Raw genomic sequence first — 18,234 nt, 5'->3', positions numbered from 1 at the left:
GCGCTGGCCGCATTTGTGGTTCATCGACCGCGAGGGAGAACGACATGGTAGAACCGATTCACATCGACCCTGAACATGTCGAACGATTGATCCTCGACCTCGGCAGGTTCGGTGCTCATAGCGGGACCGGTGTCTGGCGCACGGTTTATTCGCCGGAGTGGGTCGAGGCCGCCAATCACTTCTCCGGCTGGTGCCGGAAATCAGGTCTTGCCGTGCATCAGGACGCTGTCGGCAATGTCTGGGGAAGGCTCGAAGGCAAGGAAGCCGGGCCTTCCATCGTATCGGGATCGCACATCGACAGTCAGACGCCCGGCGGGCGCTACGATGGCGCCCTCGGTGCGATTGCGGCGCTGGTCGCGATCGATGCGCTGAACAAGCAATTCGGCAGGCCTCGTCGCACTCTGGAGGTGCTTGCGCTTTGCGAGGAGGAGGGAAGCCGCTTCGCCGCCGCCAGCCTGTGGGGTTCGCGCGCCATAACCGGCTGCATCGAGCGGCACGAGCTCGACGAACTGGTCGATGACGACGACGTCTCGATCGGCCAGGCCATGAAGGATGCTGGCCTGGATCCGAATGCTTTGGCGACCGCCGAGCGCAATGACATCGGCGCCTTTATCGAGCTGCACATCGAGCAGGGGCCTGTGCTCGAAGCCGAAGACCTTGCGGTCGGTCTCGTCACTGCGATTAACGGCCTTCGCCACTACCGAATAGAATTGACCGGAGAAGCCAATCACGCAGGCGCCTTTCCGATGGATTCGCGCCGCGACCCGATGGCGGGGTTCGCCGAAATCGCAAGCGGCGTCATTTCAACTGCGGAACGGTGGGGACGACCGGCCGTAACAACCGTCGGCCAAGTCCGGGTCGAACCGAACCTGCCGGCCATCATTCCAGCGAAGATAACCTTCATGATAGATGTCCGGCATCCTGGTCCTGATGCCTTGAAGCGGCTTTATGCCTTGCACGAAACCCTGATCCATGAAGTGGCCAATCGCCGCGGCCTGGAAGTCAAGATTTCGGTGGTTGAAGACCAAGTGCCCCTCGTCTGCCATCCTGAAATCGTCACGGCGATCAAGGCCGCCGCCGAGGATCAAGGCGTCCAGCTGGGCGCGCTGTCAAGCGGCGGCAGCCACGACACACAGCAAATGTCCAAGCTCGCTCGCGCTGGGATGATATTCGTTCGTAGCAAGGACGGTAGAAGCCACACCCCGGAGGAATTTTCCTCGATTCCCGACATCGTCGCCAGCATCAAGGTGCTGGCAGGAACGCTCTACAGGCTTGCATATTTATAGAGCGGTTCGAATGAGAATTCCTTCGACACCTGAGGCATTTTTCCGGCCGCGAGCTATTCTGGCTTTTCGAGTGTTGCTCGCTCACCCCTCATTCTAGGTGACCGAATCTCCTGCCGGTAATTGCATCGTCAGCACCAGACTTGAGCGCGTTGCCCCGCTACCTGCGTTCTGCGACCAATGAGAAGAGCGGAGCGAGGGATCAGGCTTCAACGCGAGTCCCGGTATTGCCGAACGATAGAACCGATGACATTGGTGACAATGCGCGCGGCGATGACAGCCGAAATCCCGTCAACATCGGCCGGGGGGAAGAATTCGACGAGATTGAACCCGGCGATTTTCGTCCGGCGCCTAAGGCCTGCGATCAGGTCGACAATCTGAATGTAAGTGAGGCCGCCGGGCGTGCGCGCCACGACGCCCGGCATGTCACCGGGGTCGATGCTGTCGCAATCAAGCGTGACGACGACGTGCGCTTCATCCGGAATGCATTGCAGCGCGGTTTCGACGCCGCTCGCGTGAACTTCACGAGACGTCACAAAGAGGCTTCCGTATTGAAGCGCGTCTTCGACGTCGGCGGTGCGCGCGCTACCGACGCTCCGCAATCCAACCTGCACCATGCCGGCGACGTGTGGCATCTCACTTGCCCGACGCATGGGACTTGAAGATCCGTAGCGTTCCCCGTCAATCTCGTCGCGCCAATCTATGTGGGCATCGATTTGCAATACCCAGATCGGCCCATGGTCTTTAAAGCCTGCAAGGAAGGGAATCGTTACCGAACAGTCGCCGCCGATCGCAACCGGTACTGCCTGCTGCGCCAGTACAGCTCTCGTCTTCGCCTCGATCTCGAACCGGTTGCCTGCGTTGTTATGCATGGTGGTCTGGACGTCGCCAGCGTCGATGCAGCATCCGGGCTCACCGTTGAAGAGAGGCCCTCCAAGATCGAAATCCCAGTTCTCGACGTTCCGAGCGCCATCCTTGCTTGCGGCGCGAATGGCGTCGGGCGCCAACGCGTACCCTCTGGTGTCCGTCCCTGTATACGAGCTGCCGTGACCGACACCGAATAGGATGATTCGAGGCGAACGTTGGTTTGCAAGTCGTGCGGGCAAACCAAGAAACGAGGGTGATGCACTCATAAAACCAATCCCCGTGAGGCACGCATTTCCGTAGTCCTTATCTTTCAGCGATTCAAAATCAAAGCTGCGCCGGCTGCCCGATAACGAAGAGCCAGTCGCTTGGTGATGATTTGGCTCGCGCCCGACTTGCCATCACAATGCCGTCGCAGCGCGCACGGACAAAAGTGGCCGGTTCTGCTGGTCTGTCAGGCCGGTGCATCCGCGCGACAGGGGAACCTGATTTGACGTATTCCCCAAGTCTAACCAAGGGTTCGAACAGCCCTTCGCGCTTAGCGACCACATAACATTCGTCGGCGCGAACATCCACCAACTTCGGATGGATTAGCGTTGTTGGATTTTTAGGCTTTGTTATCCCGACATGAGAAAGCAGTCTGTGCAAACCCTGCCGGCAAAGTTCAAGCGTCGGAATGCTCAGTTCGGCCGACCCGCCAACTCTCCGCTGATGCCCACGACGTTCTGCCGCAGCATCGCCGCATCCATTCCCACTTCCACGCCCATCGTCTTGAACCCAAACAGCATGCAGTGGTGAGCTCCGAATGCTGCGGCGAGATCCATCCTCCTCTGATCCCCGGCGGCATCACCGGTGACGACAAAAAGCGTGGAAGGCAGAAAATGGAGTATCTCCCCACCACAATGAAAATCGGCGGCATAGTCGGCGCGTGCTAATAGTTCGACTTCGATAAAATGGGCCAGTCGACTTGTGAAAGTTCCGTTGGGGGTACCAGGGAAGGCACGGTTTAAATTCATGCCATCCAGTGGTGTATTGCGCTGCCCCGCGAAACAGGCGGGACCATTCACGGTTGGCATGATAATGACTTGGCCGTTCACACGGCTTATATCAAGCGAGCGGCCAAGCTCCGCTAGCGCGACCTGCCCCTCATATTCGTCCCCGTGGACTCCGGCGGTCAGCCCCAATGTTGGCCCGACGCCAGAGCGCACCGAAATGATGGCCATCGCTATATCCTGAGGCTCGCATCCGTCAGCAGAGTCCAGAGATATGGAGACTGTGCCGATTTGTCGTCCTGGCGCGTCGAGATCAATGTCAAGCCGAATGCTCATCTAACCTGCACCGCAGCTTGTGAGCCGGGCCCCTCCTTCTTCAGGTATGTCAGCCGGTATGTGCCAAGATGTTCCATCAAATTCTGAAACTCCAATCTGCAAACATCAGGAGTGGTGTCGCCGAGGTAGATGGCGATGCCATTTGCCCTCCCAGAAATGAAAGCCACGGCTGATAATGAAGACCATTGTCATGTAGAAAGTCGCCGCAATAAAGAAGCCGTCGAAGGCGAGATAATATTTAATGTTGAACTGCTTAGCCGCGCCGAGAATATCGATGATCGTAACTGTACTTGCGATCACGGTCGCGTGGACCGAAAAAATGACCTCATTCGCGTAGGCCGGAAGCGCACTTCTTAGTGCGCTTGGAAGTGTGATACGACGAAAAACCGTGAAGCCCGACATGCCGCAAGCCTTGGCGGCCTCGATCTCCCCCCGGGGTACGGCTTCGATCGCTCCCCGAAAAACTTCGGTGATGTAAGCACCGCTACACAAGGTTAGGGAAATGAAGGCGCACCACCAAGCCTCACGCAGGATAACCCAAAGATATGAGTCACGAACGAAGGAGAACTGCGCCGCGCCGTAGTATAGCAGGTAGACTTGTACCAGCAGTGGCGTGCCCCGAAACAGATAGGTGTAGGCAAATACACATGTGCTCAAGACTGGCGTGCGCATCGCCCTAGCGACAGCAAGCGGAATAGCGAGAAGACTCGCGAGACACAGGGAGCCGACCAGCAATATGATCGTGTTCCGCAGGCCCAGCAGGAAGAGGTCGACATGCTTTGCTGCCAACATGAAATCGACCGGAGACCATGACTCGCTTATTCTGGTAAGTTCTGCGGTGATATCGGCGAGGTTCATGATGTTTACGCTTGGTGCAGGTGAGCGCTATAGCGCCTATCGAGCCAACGAAGTCCCAAATCCGAGATCGACGTCAGGATCAGGTAGGTTACCAGCACAACGAACATGAAGGTGAAGGGTTGATGTGCGGTCTTGCCGGCGGCATAGCCGTTGTAGACAAGATCTTCGAGTCCCATCACCGACACGAGGGCAGTCGTCTTCATGAGACTGAGCCAGATGTTGGTGAAGCTGGGCAAGGCGAACCGGACCAATTGCGGCCATATTATGCGACGAAAGAGCGTCAACCGGCCCATTCCAACCGCGATGCCTGCTTCGATCTGACCACGCGGTATTGCCAATAGGGCTCCTCGAAAAGTTTCCGTCATGTAGGATCCGAAAATGAACCCGATGGCCAGGAAGCCAGCGGTGAAGGCATCGAGTTCGACATAGCCCCACAAGCCTGTGGCGGCGCCGATCCGGTTCAATGCCATTTGCCCACCGAAGTAGAGCAACAACATGAGAACGAGATCAGGCACGCCGCGCACGAGCGTCGTATAGAGTTCTGCGATCCGCCGAGCTCTCCTTGAACCTGAAAGCTTCGCCAAGGCGCCAAGGAGGCCCAGGGCAACGGCCACCATCACCGACAGAATGCTCAAGGCGATTGTCACCCTGAGGCCAGCCAACAGGAACGGGGAAAACTGCAGAACTGCTTCCACGATATATGGTCCGATCAGTTTCCGTAGATGTCGTAGCCGAAGTACTTCTTCGCGATCTTGTCGTAGGTTCCATCCTGACGGACCTCGGTGATCGCCTTGTTGAGTTCCTCGCGCAGTTGGGCGTCCTCCTTCCGGAGTCCAATGCCGGCTCCCTCTCCGAAGCAGCCGCGATCGGTTACGATCTTGGACGCGAACGCCATGTTCTTGCCGGCGTCGGTCTTGAGCAGACCGAAATCCGAAGCGACAGCGTCGGCAAAGATGGCGTCCAGACGGCCGGACGTCAGGTCGAGATAGAGGGCGTCGGCGTTGGGGTACGTTACGACTTTCGCCGTTGGATAGGTCTTTTCGAGATAGCAGAGATAAGTGCTCCCGGAGAGTGTCCCCACCGTGTTGGCTTTAAGCTGCTTGTCCGCAACATCGATGGTCACACCAACCGGGGCCACGAAAACACCGCCGGACTCATAGTATTTGTTGGAAAAGTCGACCTTTTTTCTTTCTCTCCTCGGTGATCGCCATGGACGCGAAAATGCCGTCATACTTGTGAGCGAGCAGGCCAGGGATCATACCATCCCACTCTTGAGCGATGAACTCGCAGTGACGGCCCATCTTCGCGCATATGGCCATGCCGAGATCGATCTCGAAGCCCGCAAGGGATCCGTCCGAAGCCCGTTCATTGAATGGGGGGAAAGCTCCTTCGGTGGCGAAATGAATAGTCTGATCAGCCTCGGCTTCGCCTAGCATGAGAAGAATGGCGGCCGCCGTTAGAAGAGCACCTGCAAATCGAGGTATCATAGTAGTCCTCCCGTGGTTTTATCACCGATGCGTTCGCGCGAGGAAGCGCTGGAAGTGGGGTGACGATGGGCTTGTCATGATCGTCCGAGGGTCACCCTCCTCTTCAATCTGACCATCCCGCAAAAAGATGACGCGACTGGAGGCGTCGCGCGCGAAAGCCATTTCATGCGTAACGATGATCATTGTTCGACCTTCCTCTGCCAGCGCGCGAATGATGGACAGAACTTCGCCCACAAGCTCCGGGTCCAGGGCTGAAGTCGGTTCGTCAAACAGCAGAACTTCGGGATCCATCGCGAGCGCCCGCGCAATCGCGGCGCGCTGCTGCTGGCCGCCAGAGAGAAAGGCTGGGTAGTAGTTCTTGCGATCGGTTAGCCCAACCTTGTCGAGCAAGCTTTCGGCGGTTGCGATCGCCTGAGCTCGCTCGATGCCCAGCACTTGGATAGGCCCCTCAATGACGTTCTCGAGCACCGTCATGTGAGACCACAGGTTGAAGCTTTGAAAAACCATGGCCAGTTTTGCGCGAAAGCGCTGCAACTGCTTTGGGTCCGCGGGATGTTGATTACCGTTCGGGCCGACCTTGGTCCTAATCGGCTCATTGTTAAGTGTGATCGTTCCGCTAGTCGGGGACTCTAGGAAGTTTATGTAGCGCAAGAATGTGCTTTTCCCCGAGCCGCTTGCGCCCAAGATCGAGATGACATCGTGCTCGTTCGCGTCAAGCGAGACCCCTTTTAAAACTTCCAGATTTCCGAAAAGTTTGCGGAGGTCGCGGACCTGAAGCTTGAGCCCACCTTTACGCAGGGTGTCGGCGAGTTGGATCGGCGGTCTCTGATCGTCCACGATTTAAAATCTTCCCACCCAAGTTTGGATGACCATCTTACAAAGTGGTGCCAAAATCGTTTTTGAAAATGGCAAGCGAAGTTTCCAATCCTGAGATTTGTTCCTGGCGGAACTGCGCAAACTTACGTCCGCTCACGGCGAGTCATGCGCGCCGGCCCGGTAGTAGCAATGACCCGTTCTCGATCTGGGACAATACCAATCGTAGGAGCAACCGCTGTTTGGCGGCGGCGCGCCCGCCACCTTCGAATTCCTGCAGTGGAGGGCGGTCGTCCTCGCCGCGCAGGTGCTTGCGGTGGCCATAAACTCTTACATGATCCACCGCGTGGCCGGTCGCTTTATGCTCTTTGGCGCCCGCCCGGAGTGGTCGTGGGCGCGCTTCCAGATGCGCTCACGCAATTCCCGGTTCAAGGTAGTGAAAGCCGAACCGCAATAGCCCGGCGCCCCACTGAGCCAAAAGCGCCATTGCAGGACTCGCCTTTTCGCACGCCAGAGCATCCTATTTGCACGACGGCAGAACTGAATGACTTTTCAAGGCGCACTGGCTTTGCATTCTATGCCTTCGCAACCGCGGCGCCGAGTCCACTCAATCAAATCATGGAGACAGCGATGGAAATCGCGCACCTTTTGGATATGGATGGCGTTCTTGTACGTGGGGGGATGCCTATCGACGGTTCTATCGACTTTGTCCGCGCCTTTGTCGAAGCGACGCGACCCTTTCAGGTTTTTACCAACAATTCCAAGTACACACCGGAGGATCACGCGCATCGTCTACGCGAGATGGGTTTTCCCGTCGAACCTCACCACATCTACACTTCAGCGCTCGCAACTGCGCGGTTTGTCAGCACACAGATTCCGAACGCTTCGGCTTATGTCGTCGGCGATCATGGGTTGACCTCCGCACTCCAAACCGCCGGGTGTCGGATCACGGCATTCTCACCTGACTATGTCGTTCTCGGCGACGCTACCTCGTACCACTATGAGGAGATCGCCACAGGCTCACACCTCATTTCTGCAGGCGCCCGGTTCATCGCGACCAATTCTGACGCAACCGCACCGACCGAGAGAGGACTTCACCCTGCATGCGGGTCCGTTGCCGAGCCTGATCGCAGAGGCTACCGGTATGAAGCCATACTTCATTGGCAAGCCAAATTCCTTCATGACCCGATGTGCCCTCGAGAAACTGGGCGTTGATGCAGGGCAAACGGTGTTGGTCGGGGATCGAATGGATACTGACGTTCTCGCCGGCCTCGAGGCGGGTTTGCGATCAGTGCTTGTCCTTACGGGCGTGACTTCGTCTGCCGACCTTCCTCGCTTCTCCTTCAAACCCGACCTGATCGTCGCCCGCTTGGCCGATCTAGCCGGTCACGCATGGGTCTGACCAATTGCTACTTCGGCTCGCGTGTTGATCCGGTTCCTACGGGGAGCGATCCAGAATACTCCAATAACGCTCGACCGTTGCATTTCCGATTGGACGCGGTCAGCGAGCCGCGGCATTTAATTCGCGGACATGCCTCTTGAGCTCAATTTGACCAGCCAATTGTAACCGTTTACAGAATGCTTCGTGTTTGATGTTCCTATGGGAGCCTAGATGGGAAATCGCCCAACAATTCGGGATGTCGCGAAACTCGCTGGCCTTTCCATTGCGTCCGTATCGCGCGCCCTGACGCGTCCCGACAGCGTGAAGGAGGATACCCGAACCCGAGTGAACGAGGCTGCACAGTCGATCGGATTCCAGTTCAATCGACAGGCTATTGATTTTCGCCGGGGTCGTTCTGACGCGCTTATTGTGCTGGTTTCGGACATCGCGAACCCGTTCTTTCCTGTATTCTTCAAGGGCATCGAAAAGGAGGCCCGGGAACGCGGATTTACGATGTTGATCGGGGATACCTCCGCGGGCCCGCAGAGCGAGGCCACCTACGTTGGGATGCTTGCTGCCGGCAAGGCCGACGGCCTAATTTCCAACATCGGGCGGCTGCCCGAAGGCCTACCGCAACCAGCCGCGACTGACGACAGCTATCGCGGGCCACCGATCGTCGCCTGCAATCACGATGCCGGTGCGAAAATCCCAATGGTCCGCATCGACAATTATGCGGCGGGAAAAGATGCTGCCGAACATCTGTTGCAGCTGGGCCATAAAAGATTCGCCCAGATCCACGGCAGTCAGGAATTCGCCGATTTCCGGGCACGGCTGGCAGGCTTCTCTGACACGGTTGCCAATGCCGGATATGCTGTGCCGTCGAGCGCACTCATTCCTGGCGATCTTCGAGTCCAATCCGGACGGGATGCCGTGATGGCCTTGCTGTCGAAGGACCTTCAACCGTCCGCCATCTTCGCTCACAATGACGAGATGGCGCTTGGAGCAATGCATCAGCTTTCCCTTTCGGGATTTCGTGTCCCCAAAGATGTTTCGGTCGTCGGCTTTGATGACCTCAGCTACGCGAGTGCCACCACACCGGCGATTACGACGATGAGATTGCCAAGAGAAGTGTGGGGAGCGACAGCCTGCAAAAAGCTCATCGACCAGATACTCGGCATCGACAATGGCCCACTTGATCAGATGTTGTCCGCCGAGTTGATCGTTCGAGAAAGCACCGCAGCATTCCTATAAACTTCCCTGCAGCCGCCGGCCCTCCGGATCGAATCGGTGGAGATGTTCTTCTATCGGCACCAGCCCGAGCACCGAGCCGACCGCATAGTCGTGCTGGCCACTCTCGCGAACGGACAACGTGCGCCCATCGTCCGTCTTGATATGGATGATGGTATCACTCCCCAATCGCTCGACAAGAGAAACCGCCCCGTTCCAAGCCCCATCTGCGCCGCTGATCCTGAGATGCTCAGGTCGTATTCCGACCGACGCATGGCCGGGGTGATCGGCCGCCAAGAAATTCATCTTCGGCGAACCGATAAAGCCGGCAACGAACTTTGAAGCTGGCTGGTTATAGATTTCCATTGGCGTGCCTACCTGTTCGACGCGGCCAGCATTCATGACCACGACCCGGTCAGCTAGCGTCATCGCCTCGACTTGATCATGCGTGACATAGACAGTCGTTGTTCCAATACGCCGATGCAACTCGCTCAGTTCCACCCGCATGTCCGTTCTCAGCCCTGCATCCAGGTTCGACAACGGTTCATCCATGAGGAAAACGCGAGGTTCCCGGACCAGCGCCCGGCCGATGGCGACGCGCTGCCGTTGCCCACCGGACAACTGCCCAGGCCGCCTGGCCAGCAGCTCCGTTAGGCCGAGCGTTGAAGCGACCGCGTTCAGACGCTGGTCGATCTCGGCGCGAGGCCGCCGCTCGAGAGTGAGCCCGAAGGCTATGTTCTCTGCGCAGGTCATATGCGGGTAGAGCGCGTAGGATTGAAAAACCATGGCGACATTGCGTTGCCGCGGCGTCATTTTGTTGCTGATAACACCGTCTATGAGTATCTGCCCATCGGAGATCTCATCGAGGCCCGCCACCAGCCGCAGGAGCGTAGATTTGCCACAGCCGGACGGGCCCACGAACACGATAAATTCGCCGTCGGCTATCGTCAGGTTTATGTCGTCGAGAACTTTGGCGTGACCGAAGCGCTTCGAGACATGTTTTAAATCGATGCGTGCCATGCAGCCATCCTCAACGAATTGTTCCGCGGCCACGATTGGCGGCCATGCTGTGATCGTCATTAGCCGGTTGCGCCCCTGCGAGGTACGAAACCAAATCCGGTTGCGCACGCTGGAGATCGGCCGGTGGCTCGCCTCCAAGCATTCGCACCAGATCCTTGACAATCATCTGCCCAATCGGATGCCGCCCATCTTTGACCGCTGCACCACGATGCGGTGACAAGATCGCGTTCTGCAAAGTTCTGACGCTGTCGTTCGAAGGCACCGGCTCGGCACTGAACACGTCGATAGCAGCGCGGATGCGCCCTTCCCGTACTGCCACTTCAAGCGCGCCGAAATCGACCACGTGGGCTCTGCTGATCAGAACCAGCAGGGCGCCTGGCGGCATTGTCGCCAGCGTCGCCGCATCAACAAGACCCTTGTTAGCCTTGGTTGGCGACGCAGTGACAAACAAACACCGGCTCGATCGAGCAACCTGGTCAAGTGCCATCAGCTCCGCGCCATGTTGTTCGGCGATTTCAGAGCTTAGCCAAGGGTCATAGGCCAATATCTTCGGCATGAACGGCGCAAGCAGCCGACAGCATTCGCGCGCAATCGAGCCAAAACCGACGAATCCGATCGTCTGTCCATAGAAACTGAAATCGGTCGTGGCATTGTCGTCGAGCCAATGCTCCTTGCCGATCCGGAAGGCCTCGTGCTCCTGCACGATTCCCCTCGCCCCAGCCAAGGCAAGTCCAACCGCCATTTCCGCAACGGAAGTGCGGAAGCCGGGCGCGCAGCACAGGACTTCGATCCCGCGCCGAAAGCAGCTTGAATAGTCTATCGTCTCTGGAAAAGATCCCGACACCTCGATGACCGCTTGCAGATTTTGTGCTCTCGCAATGTCGCCGGCGTCCAGCTTGGGTCGCGCCGAAATAATGAAGCTCGCCCGATGCAGATTCTCTTCAAGAACGCTGCGCGGCATTGGTTCATCCCTTGCCCAGACCAACTCGCATAGCTGATTGAGTGCGCTGAAATCGACCGGGCTGAACAGCTCGTCGAGCTGGCGCCAATGGGGGTCGAGGACAACAACGGGTTTTTGCATTTTCGCATCCATTTCTATTTGACTGCCCCCGCCGTCATGCCGCGGACAAAGTGACGCTGGAAAATTATGAACAGAAGCACGACTGGCAGCGCCATGATCACTGCACCGGCCGAAAGGCTGGTGATGTCGCGTGTCTGGCCTCCCTGAAACATCAGCAGTCCGACGGCCAGCGTTCTTGACGACTCGCGAGGCATCAGGACGAGCCTGAGCAGGAGGTCGTTCCAACTCCACAGGAACTCGAGCAATCCCGTCGTAACCACCACCGGCTTGGCGATTGGCAGGATGACCCTGCTGTATATCTCCCACTCGCTGGCGCCGTCGACGCGCGCGGCGTCATGCAACGACACAGGAATCTTCCTGAAATAGGACGCGAACAGGAACACGAAGATCGGTAGCGCCAGGGCGACATCGCAGAGGATCACCCCCAGATGCGTTCCGATCAGTCCCAGGCTTCGTATCGACGCATAGAGCGGCAGGACAATCGCCGTCACCGGCACCATCAACCCGGCCAGAAATGCGAACCTGATCAGTTGCTTTCCCGGGAAGCTCATGAAGGTTAGCGCATAACCGGCAAGAGAAGCGAATACGATCATGACCATCGCATCGACAAACGAGATGATGAAAGAGTTGAAGAAATATCGGCCGAAACCGCCCTCTGTCCAAACCAGGACATAGTGCTCGAATGTCCACACGTGAGGGATTGCCCATGGCACGTCTGCCTCGGCCGCAGGTTTCAATGAGGTAGAGATCGCCAGAACCGAAGGCGCGATCATCAGCAGCGCAAGGAAGCTGAAGACAGCCAGAACCGTGTATCGCCTGGTCATGTCAGTCTTCCGCTCTGCTTTGCAGCCAGGCATAGGTGCCCATTGCCAGCGTCACGATGACCAGCAGCGCAACTCCGATGGCGGCCCCATAGCCATAGTCGTTTTCAATGGCCCCACGCTTGTACATATAGGTCGACAGGATCTCGCTGGCGCGAACCGGACCACCCTTTGTCATCGCCCAGATCAGGTCAAATGCCTTGAAAGCATGAGTTACCGTGAGAACAATGACGACGGCTGTCACGGGCCGGATGGCGGGCAACGTAACGTGCCAGAAAGTCTGTACCGGCGAAGCTCCGTCGATAACCGCAGCGTCATACAGCTCCTCGTCGACAGCCTGCAGCCCGGCAAGAAAGATCACGATGCTCAGCCCTATGGTGGACCAGCAATGGGCAATGGCGATTGCCGGTAGCGCCGTATGCGAATCGCCCAGCCAGGGCATCGTCAGCCAATCGAGGCCGAGCCGAAGGAGGCCTGCGTTGATGAGTCCGTCGGGCTGATACATCCACCGCCATATGATGGCGGTCGTGATGGGCGCCATTACCACTGGAACCATGAAGCAGGTCTGGATAACGACCCGGCCACGGCGCAAACGCGCGATGACTGCCGCTGCGATGAGCCCCAAGCCGACATTGATGACGACGATAATTGCCGACCATTCCAGAGTATTGAGGAACGCTGCCCAGAATATTCTGTCACTAAGCAAACCAGCATAATTGGCCAGGCCAACCCACTGCTTTACCTTGCTGATGCCATCCCACTTCGTAAACGAGTACTGGATGACTGCCAGCGTTGGCAGCAGTGCAAATGCTGCGAAGAGGCCGAACGCCGGCAACACGAACAGGAACGCCGAAGCCGACGCATAGGAACTTGAGACGCCACGCGTGTGCGCGCTGACAAGGGACATTTGATGGTCCTCGGGTTCAATAATGGGGCTTGGCAAACGCGGAGGCCAGACCTCGAGCCTCCGCTTGCCACCTATGGCTTCAGACCGCCGGGCTTCAGTATGCTGCCATCGACTTTGTCCGCTTGCCAGACCGCCTCGATTTCATCAGCGAATTGCTGCGGTTTCGTCTGGCCAAGGAGAAGCGCTTGGAGTCCATCATAAGTCAGGGTGGTTATGTTGTTGGGCGTAACGGTATCGAGGTAGGCGTAGATCGTGCCATTTGCGCGGTCGCGATCGTTAAGTGCCGCCATGGCCTGGGTAAGTTTGGGAAGATTTGCCTTGGGAAGCGCTTCGGACAGAGGACCGACGGGGGTCGTTCCCGCATTGAGCAGCGTCACGCGGCTGGCTGGGGTAAACAGCAGGTAATTGAGGAAGGCTGCTATCTCATCCTTGTGACTGGAAGTCGCGCTTATGTACCAACCCGATCCAATGCCTTCGGTCGGATACACTTTCTGGGTTGCTTCAAAAGGTGGCACCCGAAAGACACCAAAATCATCGATGCGATCTCCTGCTGTAGCGACACCGGTCTGGATCGCAAACGAACCAGTAAATGTCATCGGGATCTTGCCGGCCCAGAATTTTTCCATGATCTCGGCATATCCGTCGGCCACCGGATTTGGCCCAAAATAGCCTTGTTCGGCCATTTCCTGGAGTCGCGTTGCGGCTTTGACGAATTCCGGCGCATTCCACGCGCCTCCGCCGAACATCACTTTCTGCAAACCGGCCGGCGAAGCATATCGTCCGAAGAGCATCGATTGCCAGTGGGAAATAGGCCACTTGTCGGCTCCGCCGAGCCCAATCGGGGTGTCGTAGTCAGCCTGCTTCAACGTTTTGATCACACCCTGGAAGTCTTTCCAGGTCGACGGTACCTTCAAGCCCAGCTTGTCGAAAATCGCCTTGTTGTAGAACATGGCAGTCGTCTCGACTTCGTTCCCGACAGCCCACAGTTTACCCTCCGATGACGTGACATCGACCACCGACTGGGGGATGAACTTGTCCCATCCATACTGCCTGTAGTAGCCGGTGAGATCAGCAACCAGTCCACCGTCGATGATAGCTGCCGGTTGGCCGGGCCCCGTCCCATAGACGAAGAGTTCCGGTCCCTCGCCGGATGACAATGACGGGATCAGCGCGGGGTTGAAAAGGTCGGAGCTGTTCTTCGTGATGACGAATTTCGTTTCCGGATGCTCAGCGTTGTAGCTGGCCGCCAATTGTTCATAGACAACGGTCTGTCCAGGCTCCCCCACCACCGAAACCTGTATCTCGGATTGAGCAGCCGCAGCTGTGGCAGCCAATATCCCTGCAGCCAAAAATGTTGAAGCTAACCCGACGCTCTTCGGCATCATTTTCGTCTCCTCCCGTGCTGCCGTCCCTAAACTCACTCCGTCAACGGCTCCCTGTTGTAACCGGTTACACTGAGGTTGTAAACGGTTACTTTTCCCGCAGGCCTAACCGCTCATCAGGCCAGACTTGCCATTGGCATGTTGCAATACCGGATGCCTCCGTAGGCTATCCTGCCGGCACGGCATTGGAGGTCTGGAAGTCACGCCAGACCGCACCAGCTTCACTTGACCCAATCGCCGCCTCGACAAACTGTACGCCCTCCAGGCCGTCGAGAGCCGTCGGGAAGGCAAGGCCGGCGGGGGCCGGGTTGCCGTTGCGCGCACTGCGAATTGCCGCGGCGATCTCGCTGTAGATGGCTGCGAACGCCTCCAGATATCCTTCTGGATGCCCTGCAGGAATACGGGTCACACGGGCGGCCGCAGCCCCTGCGGCTCCCCTCGAAATCCGCTGCCGCGGCTCGCCCAACGGTGTGTACCAGAGGTAGTTCGGTTCAAGGTGCCTCCACTCCAGGCCACCTTTGTCACCATAGACCCGTACACTCAGATCGTTCTCGTTGCCGGGCGCAACCTGGGAAGCCCAAAGGGAGCCCCGTGCGCCGCCATTGAACCGCAACAACACCTGCGCATTGTCATCGACAGGCCTGCCTTCGACGAAAGTGGAAAGCTCAGCCAGAATTGCCTCACTCTCGAGCCTGGTGATGAAGCGCAGCAAATTGAAGGCATGCGTTCCAATGTCGGCAATTGAACCGCCCCGACCGGAACGCGCCGGGTCGGTGCGCCATTCAGCCTGTTTGGAGCCTGCGGCCTCCGCCCGTTGGGTGAGCCAATCCTGGAGATACTCGACCTGAACCAGCCGCAACCGGCCGAGGCTGCCAGAAGCGCACATCTCACGCGCCTGCCGGATCATTGGGTAACCAGTATAATTGTAGGTGAGTGCGCAAATCTTGCGGGCATCCCGGGCGATCCGATTTCGGCAGCGGACTGGGAATCCGTCGACAAGGGCTTGTCGCAAATGACATGGATGCCGCGCGTCAAGAAGGCCTTTGCGATGGCGGCATGGGTGTTGTTTGGCGTCACGATGGAAACAGCTTCGATGCCATCGGCGCGCGCAGCCTCGCGTTCCGCCATCGCCTCATAGGAAGAATAGGCGCGCGAAGGATCCATGTTCAGGTCAGAAGCAGAGGCGGCGGCAAGTACCGGATCGGAAGACAGCGCCGCGGCAACGAGATCATAGTGGTCATCGAGGCGTGCAGCAATTCGGTGCACGGGGCCGATAAAGGCCCCTCGTCCACCGCCAACCATGCCAAGCCGGATCCGGTCCATTATAACTCCAAAAATTTGCGATCGTTGGACGGCACAACCGTTGATGCAGAGCTCAGCGGTATCCCGCGCTGCTAGGTCCATGCAGTGACGGACCACGCGCCTCTAGCGGCTCCGGAGCCTCATGCACGGACACGTTCGGCGCGTCGCCGATGTTTTCCCTTGGTGCCCCGACGGGAGCTGCCCATCGCACCGCGTTGCGCAACACCCTGCAGACATTGCCGTCATGGTAAGTCGGGTAGGTCTCATGACCGGGGCGGAAATAGAATATCTTGCCCGCACCACGCTGATAGGTGACTCCGGAGCGAAAGACCTCGCCGCCCTGAAACCAAGAGATGAATACTGTCTCAAGCGGCTCCGGTATGGCGAAAGGTTCGCCATACATTTCTTCCTGCTCGAGCACGAAACACTCTGGCAACCCCGCAGCAATAGGGTGGCTCGGGTTGACCGCCCAAATTCGCTCGCGCTCTCCAGCTTCCCGCCACTTCAGAGAACATGGCGCTCCCATCAGCGTCTTGAACACTCTGGAAAAATGACCCGAATGCAGGACAATCAGTCCCATCCCGGCCCAAACCCGTTTTGTTACATTTTCGACGGCTTGGTCAGACACGACGCCATGCGCCTTGTGCCCCCACCAAACAAGGACGTCAGTTTCTGCCAGGATATCAGCGGAGCAGCCTTGCTCCGAATCCTGCAAGGTGACGGTGCGCGCGACGATGCCGGAGTCCTCCGACAGGGCTTGCGCGATCGTCGAGTGCAGCCCATCGGGATAGATTGACGCCACGACCGCGTTTTCCCGTTCGTGGATATTCTCGCCCCAAACGGTGCATCGAATCGACACCGCTGGGCCTGGCGATTGATTGCTCATAGTCATTTTACCCGTTCAAAAGGCGAATGGCGGAAAAGTCGTCCAGCCGTCTGTAAACGGTTACACAGGCCGTGTAAACGGTTACAGAAGCAAATCTAGCAAGTGAGTCGCACGGGACCGTGAGTGATGCAACGATGCAACCGAGCCGGTTGAGACCAGCCTTGTCGGACCGCACGACCAGAAACTGGCGGCGCCGGCTTGATGAGACTTATGCTTTCATGGCTGGCATCCAGCATAGCAGTTCAATGAAGGATGTCGGAGACGCTCTCCTCTCGTTCGCGGGCCAGTTCGGCACGACCAATATCCTTGCCGGCATTATCCCGCCCCCCAGCGCCTCACGCCGCGAGCAGTTGTCCCATGTGCTGCTGGATCGCTGGCCGGCTGAATGGACGGATCGCTACTTCTCGAATGGCTATCTCTATCGTGATCCGACCATCCGCCTCGTCGCTCAGGGAAGTCGTCCATTTTCGTGGCGTGACCTCGGCAGCCTTGGCGAACTCTGGCCTGGCGCCCGTCGTGTCATGGACGAGGCAGCCGAATTCGGACTGCGTGAAGGTCTGACGTTTTCATTCCTGACCATTGAAAGGCAGAGAGTCGGGCTATCCATTGCCGGTGAAAAACTTGAACTGCCGCCCGGCGAACAGGACGCGTTCCTTCTTGTCGCTGCATATGCTTTTGGAAAAGCAGTAATTCTGGCCGAAGAAAACAGGCAGACAGGGAGCGTCGGCCTTTCACCTCGCCAGAACGACGTCCTGCAATGGGCTTCCTTGGGGTTGTCTGTCGAGGCCATTGCCGATCGCCTCGGGATCAGCAGCCATACCGCCGACAGTCATCTGCGCGCCGCCCGAGAGAGACTGGGCGTACAGAACACCGTGCACGCTGTGGCCGAAGCATTCAGGCTCGGTCTCATAGCCTGACCCCACGGAATCACGTGATGCCCGAACGGAAATGAGGTCGGCAAACTGCAGGTTGACCTCAATCCCGAAGGACAACCGATGCTGCACATCGTGACAAACGAAAATGTCGACCTCTATCGCGAAGAAATGCAACAGGCCTTCCGCCTTCGCCATAAGGTGTTTGTGGAGGAGAGAGGCTGGTCGGAATTACGACGTGAGGACGGTCAGGAGATCGATCGGTTCGACAACGAATACGCCGTTCATATGCTCTTCATTGACGGCGATCATCATGTCATCGGCTATCAGCGTCTGCTGCCGTCGACACGGCCACATCTGCTGTCCGAGGTGCTTTCCTCCCTCTGCGAAGGTGAGCGGCCGGTTGGTCCGAATATCTGGGAGTGGACACGCTACTGCGTCGAGGCCGGCCAACGCGAGCGCGGCCGGATGCTGAGCCCGGTGGCAAATGCGCTGCTTGGTGGCATCGTCGAGTGGGGCCTCCACAACGGTGTGGATACAATCATCATCGAGATGAATCCGCTCTGGCTCCTTCGGCTTGTGCAGTTTCATTTCAGGGTGACGCCCCTCGGGCTGCCTCAGGTAATCAGCGGAGAAGAGGCGGTCGCAGTCACCGCGAAGTTCGACGAGCGTACGCTCGCCAGATTGTACGAAATGCGGAAAGCGACTCCCTAGGGGAAGAG

The 18,234-nt window shown here is 57.9% G+C and carries 17 protein-coding genes and 2 pseudogenes; 6 read left to right on the top strand and 13 right to left on the bottom strand.

Annotated elements, in window-relative coordinates; translation table 11 throughout:
* The first annotated feature begins 44 nt into the window (after nucleotides 1–44).
* A complete protein-coding gene (locus NKI61_RS11085; RefSeq protein ID WP_352839497.1) occupies nucleotides 45–1,286 on the top strand; it encodes a Zn-dependent hydrolase in 1,242 nt (413 codons plus the stop codon).
* A 206-nt stretch (nucleotides 1,287–1,492) separates the two neighbouring features.
* On the opposite strand, the gene NKI61_RS11080 is transcribed toward NKI61_RS11085, so the two are convergent.
* From NKI61_RS11080 to NKI61_RS11055, 6 genes and pseudogenes are all read right to left on the bottom strand, one after another.
* Complete coding sequence (locus NKI61_RS11080; protein WP_031209057.1) at nucleotides 1,493–2,416, bottom strand: arginase family protein; 924 nt, start codon at nucleotides 2,414–2,416, stop codon at nucleotides 1,493–1,495.
* A gap of 411 nt (nucleotides 2,417–2,827) precedes the next feature.
* A complete protein-coding gene (locus NKI61_RS11075) occupies nucleotides 2,828–3,370 on the bottom strand; it encodes a M14 family metallopeptidase (RefSeq protein WP_196814141.1) in 543 nt (180 codons plus the stop codon).
* Between the two features lie 210 nt (nucleotides 3,371–3,580).
* Nucleotides 3,581–4,333 (bottom strand): ABC transporter permease, encoded by a 753-nt coding sequence (locus NKI61_RS11070; RefSeq protein ID WP_352839494.1) that lies wholly within the window; start codon nucleotides 4,331–4,333, stop codon nucleotides 3,581–3,583.
* Between the two features lie 5 nt (nucleotides 4,334–4,338).
* The gene (locus NKI61_RS11065) at nucleotides 4,339–5,028 is read right to left on the bottom strand and encodes an ABC transporter permease (protein ID WP_023808148.1); all 690 of its coding nucleotides are present in this window, start codon (nucleotides 5,026–5,028) and stop codon (nucleotides 4,339–4,341) included.
* Between the two features lie 14 nt (nucleotides 5,029–5,042).
* Nucleotides 5,043–5,769: pseudogene (locus NKI61_RS11060) on the bottom strand (transporter substrate-binding domain-containing protein).
* A gap of 72 nt (nucleotides 5,770–5,841) precedes the next feature.
* Nucleotides 5,842–6,657 (bottom strand): ABC transporter ATP-binding protein, encoded by an 816-nt coding sequence (locus tag NKI61_RS11055; RefSeq protein WP_023808145.1) that lies wholly within the window; start codon nucleotides 6,655–6,657, stop codon nucleotides 5,842–5,844.
* A gap of 606 nt (nucleotides 6,658–7,263) precedes the next feature.
* On the opposite strand from NKI61_RS11055, the gene NKI61_RS11050 reads away from it, so the two are divergent.
* The 3 genes from NKI61_RS11050 (at nucleotide 7,264) to NKI61_RS11040 (ending at nucleotide 9,265) form a co-directional block, all read left to right on the top strand.
* On the top strand, nucleotides 7,264–7,848 hold the full coding sequence (locus tag NKI61_RS11050; RefSeq protein ID WP_023808144.1) for an HAD family hydrolase: 585 nt from the start codon (nucleotides 7,264–7,266) through the stop codon (nucleotides 7,846–7,848).
* Nucleotides 7,748–8,035, top strand: a complete 288-nt coding sequence (locus NKI61_RS11045; protein WP_348626598.1) for an HAD hydrolase-like protein — start codon at nucleotides 7,748–7,750, stop codon at nucleotides 8,033–8,035. Before NKI61_RS11050 ends, NKI61_RS11045 begins: the two co-directional genes overlap by 101 nt.
* 210 nt (nucleotides 8,036–8,245) lie before the next feature.
* Nucleotides 8,246–9,265: a LacI family DNA-binding transcriptional regulator gene (locus NKI61_RS11040; RefSeq protein WP_031209048.1), complete on the top strand. Its 1,020-nt coding sequence runs from the start codon at nucleotides 8,246–8,248 to the stop codon at nucleotides 9,263–9,265.
* Here NKI61_RS11040 and NKI61_RS11035 read toward each other — a convergent pair.
* From NKI61_RS11035 to NKI61_RS11005, 7 genes and pseudogenes are all read right to left on the bottom strand, one after another.
* The gene (locus NKI61_RS11035) at nucleotides 9,260–10,261 is read right to left on the bottom strand and encodes an ABC transporter ATP-binding protein (protein WP_023808141.1); all 1,002 of its coding nucleotides are present in this window, start codon (nucleotides 10,259–10,261) and stop codon (nucleotides 9,260–9,262) included. The two genes, NKI61_RS11040 and NKI61_RS11035, sit on opposite strands and share 6 nt — an antisense overlap.
* Nucleotides 10,262–10,271: 10 nt before the next feature.
* Nucleotides 10,272–11,342, bottom strand: coding sequence for an NAD(P)-dependent oxidoreductase (locus NKI61_RS11030; RefSeq protein WP_196814139.1), 1,071 nt, complete (start codon nucleotides 11,340–11,342; stop codon nucleotides 10,272–10,274).
* 14 nt (nucleotides 11,343–11,356) lie between these two features.
* Complete coding sequence (locus NKI61_RS11025; RefSeq protein ID WP_196814138.1) at nucleotides 11,357–12,115, bottom strand: carbohydrate ABC transporter permease; 759 nt, start codon at nucleotides 12,113–12,115, stop codon at nucleotides 11,357–11,359.
* 52 nt (nucleotides 12,116–12,167) lie between these two features.
* On the bottom strand, nucleotides 12,168–13,070 hold the full coding sequence (locus NKI61_RS11020) for a carbohydrate ABC transporter permease (protein ID WP_023808138.1): 903 nt from the start codon (nucleotides 13,068–13,070) through the stop codon (nucleotides 12,168–12,170).
* Nucleotides 13,071–13,141: 71 nt separating this feature from the next.
* Nucleotides 13,142–14,455, bottom strand: a complete 1,314-nt coding sequence (locus NKI61_RS11015) for an ABC transporter substrate-binding protein (protein WP_352839488.1) — start codon at nucleotides 14,453–14,455, stop codon at nucleotides 13,142–13,144.
* Between the two features lie 163 nt (nucleotides 14,456–14,618).
* Nucleotides 14,619–15,754, bottom strand: a pseudogene (locus NKI61_RS11010) (Gfo/Idh/MocA family protein).
* Nucleotides 15,755–15,827: 73 nt separating this feature from the next.
* Nucleotides 15,828–16,640: a ThuA domain-containing protein gene (locus NKI61_RS11005; protein WP_502899892.1), complete on the bottom strand. Its 813-nt coding sequence runs from the start codon at nucleotides 16,638–16,640 to the stop codon at nucleotides 15,828–15,830.
* Between the two features lie 218 nt (nucleotides 16,641–16,858).
* On the opposite strand from NKI61_RS11005, the gene NKI61_RS11000 reads away from it, so the two are divergent.
* Entirely contained in the window at nucleotides 16,859–17,557 is a 699-nt protein-coding gene (locus tag NKI61_RS11000; protein ID WP_352839486.1) for a helix-turn-helix transcriptional regulator, read from the top strand.
* Nucleotides 17,558–17,635: 78 nt separating this feature from the next.
* On the top strand, nucleotides 17,636–18,226 hold the full coding sequence (locus tag NKI61_RS10995; RefSeq protein ID WP_352839484.1) for an acyl-homoserine-lactone synthase: 591 nt from the start codon (nucleotides 17,636–17,638) through the stop codon (nucleotides 18,224–18,226).
* Nucleotides 18,227–18,234: the final 8 nt, after the last annotated feature.

The organism is Mesorhizobium sp. M0514, from assembly GCF_040321145.1.
Taxonomy (GTDB): domain Bacteria; phylum Pseudomonadota; class Alphaproteobacteria; order Rhizobiales; family Rhizobiaceae; genus Mesorhizobium.
The sequence above is the reverse complement of the archived record's forward strand: the minus strand, read 5'-3'. Positions and strand labels throughout refer to the sequence as shown.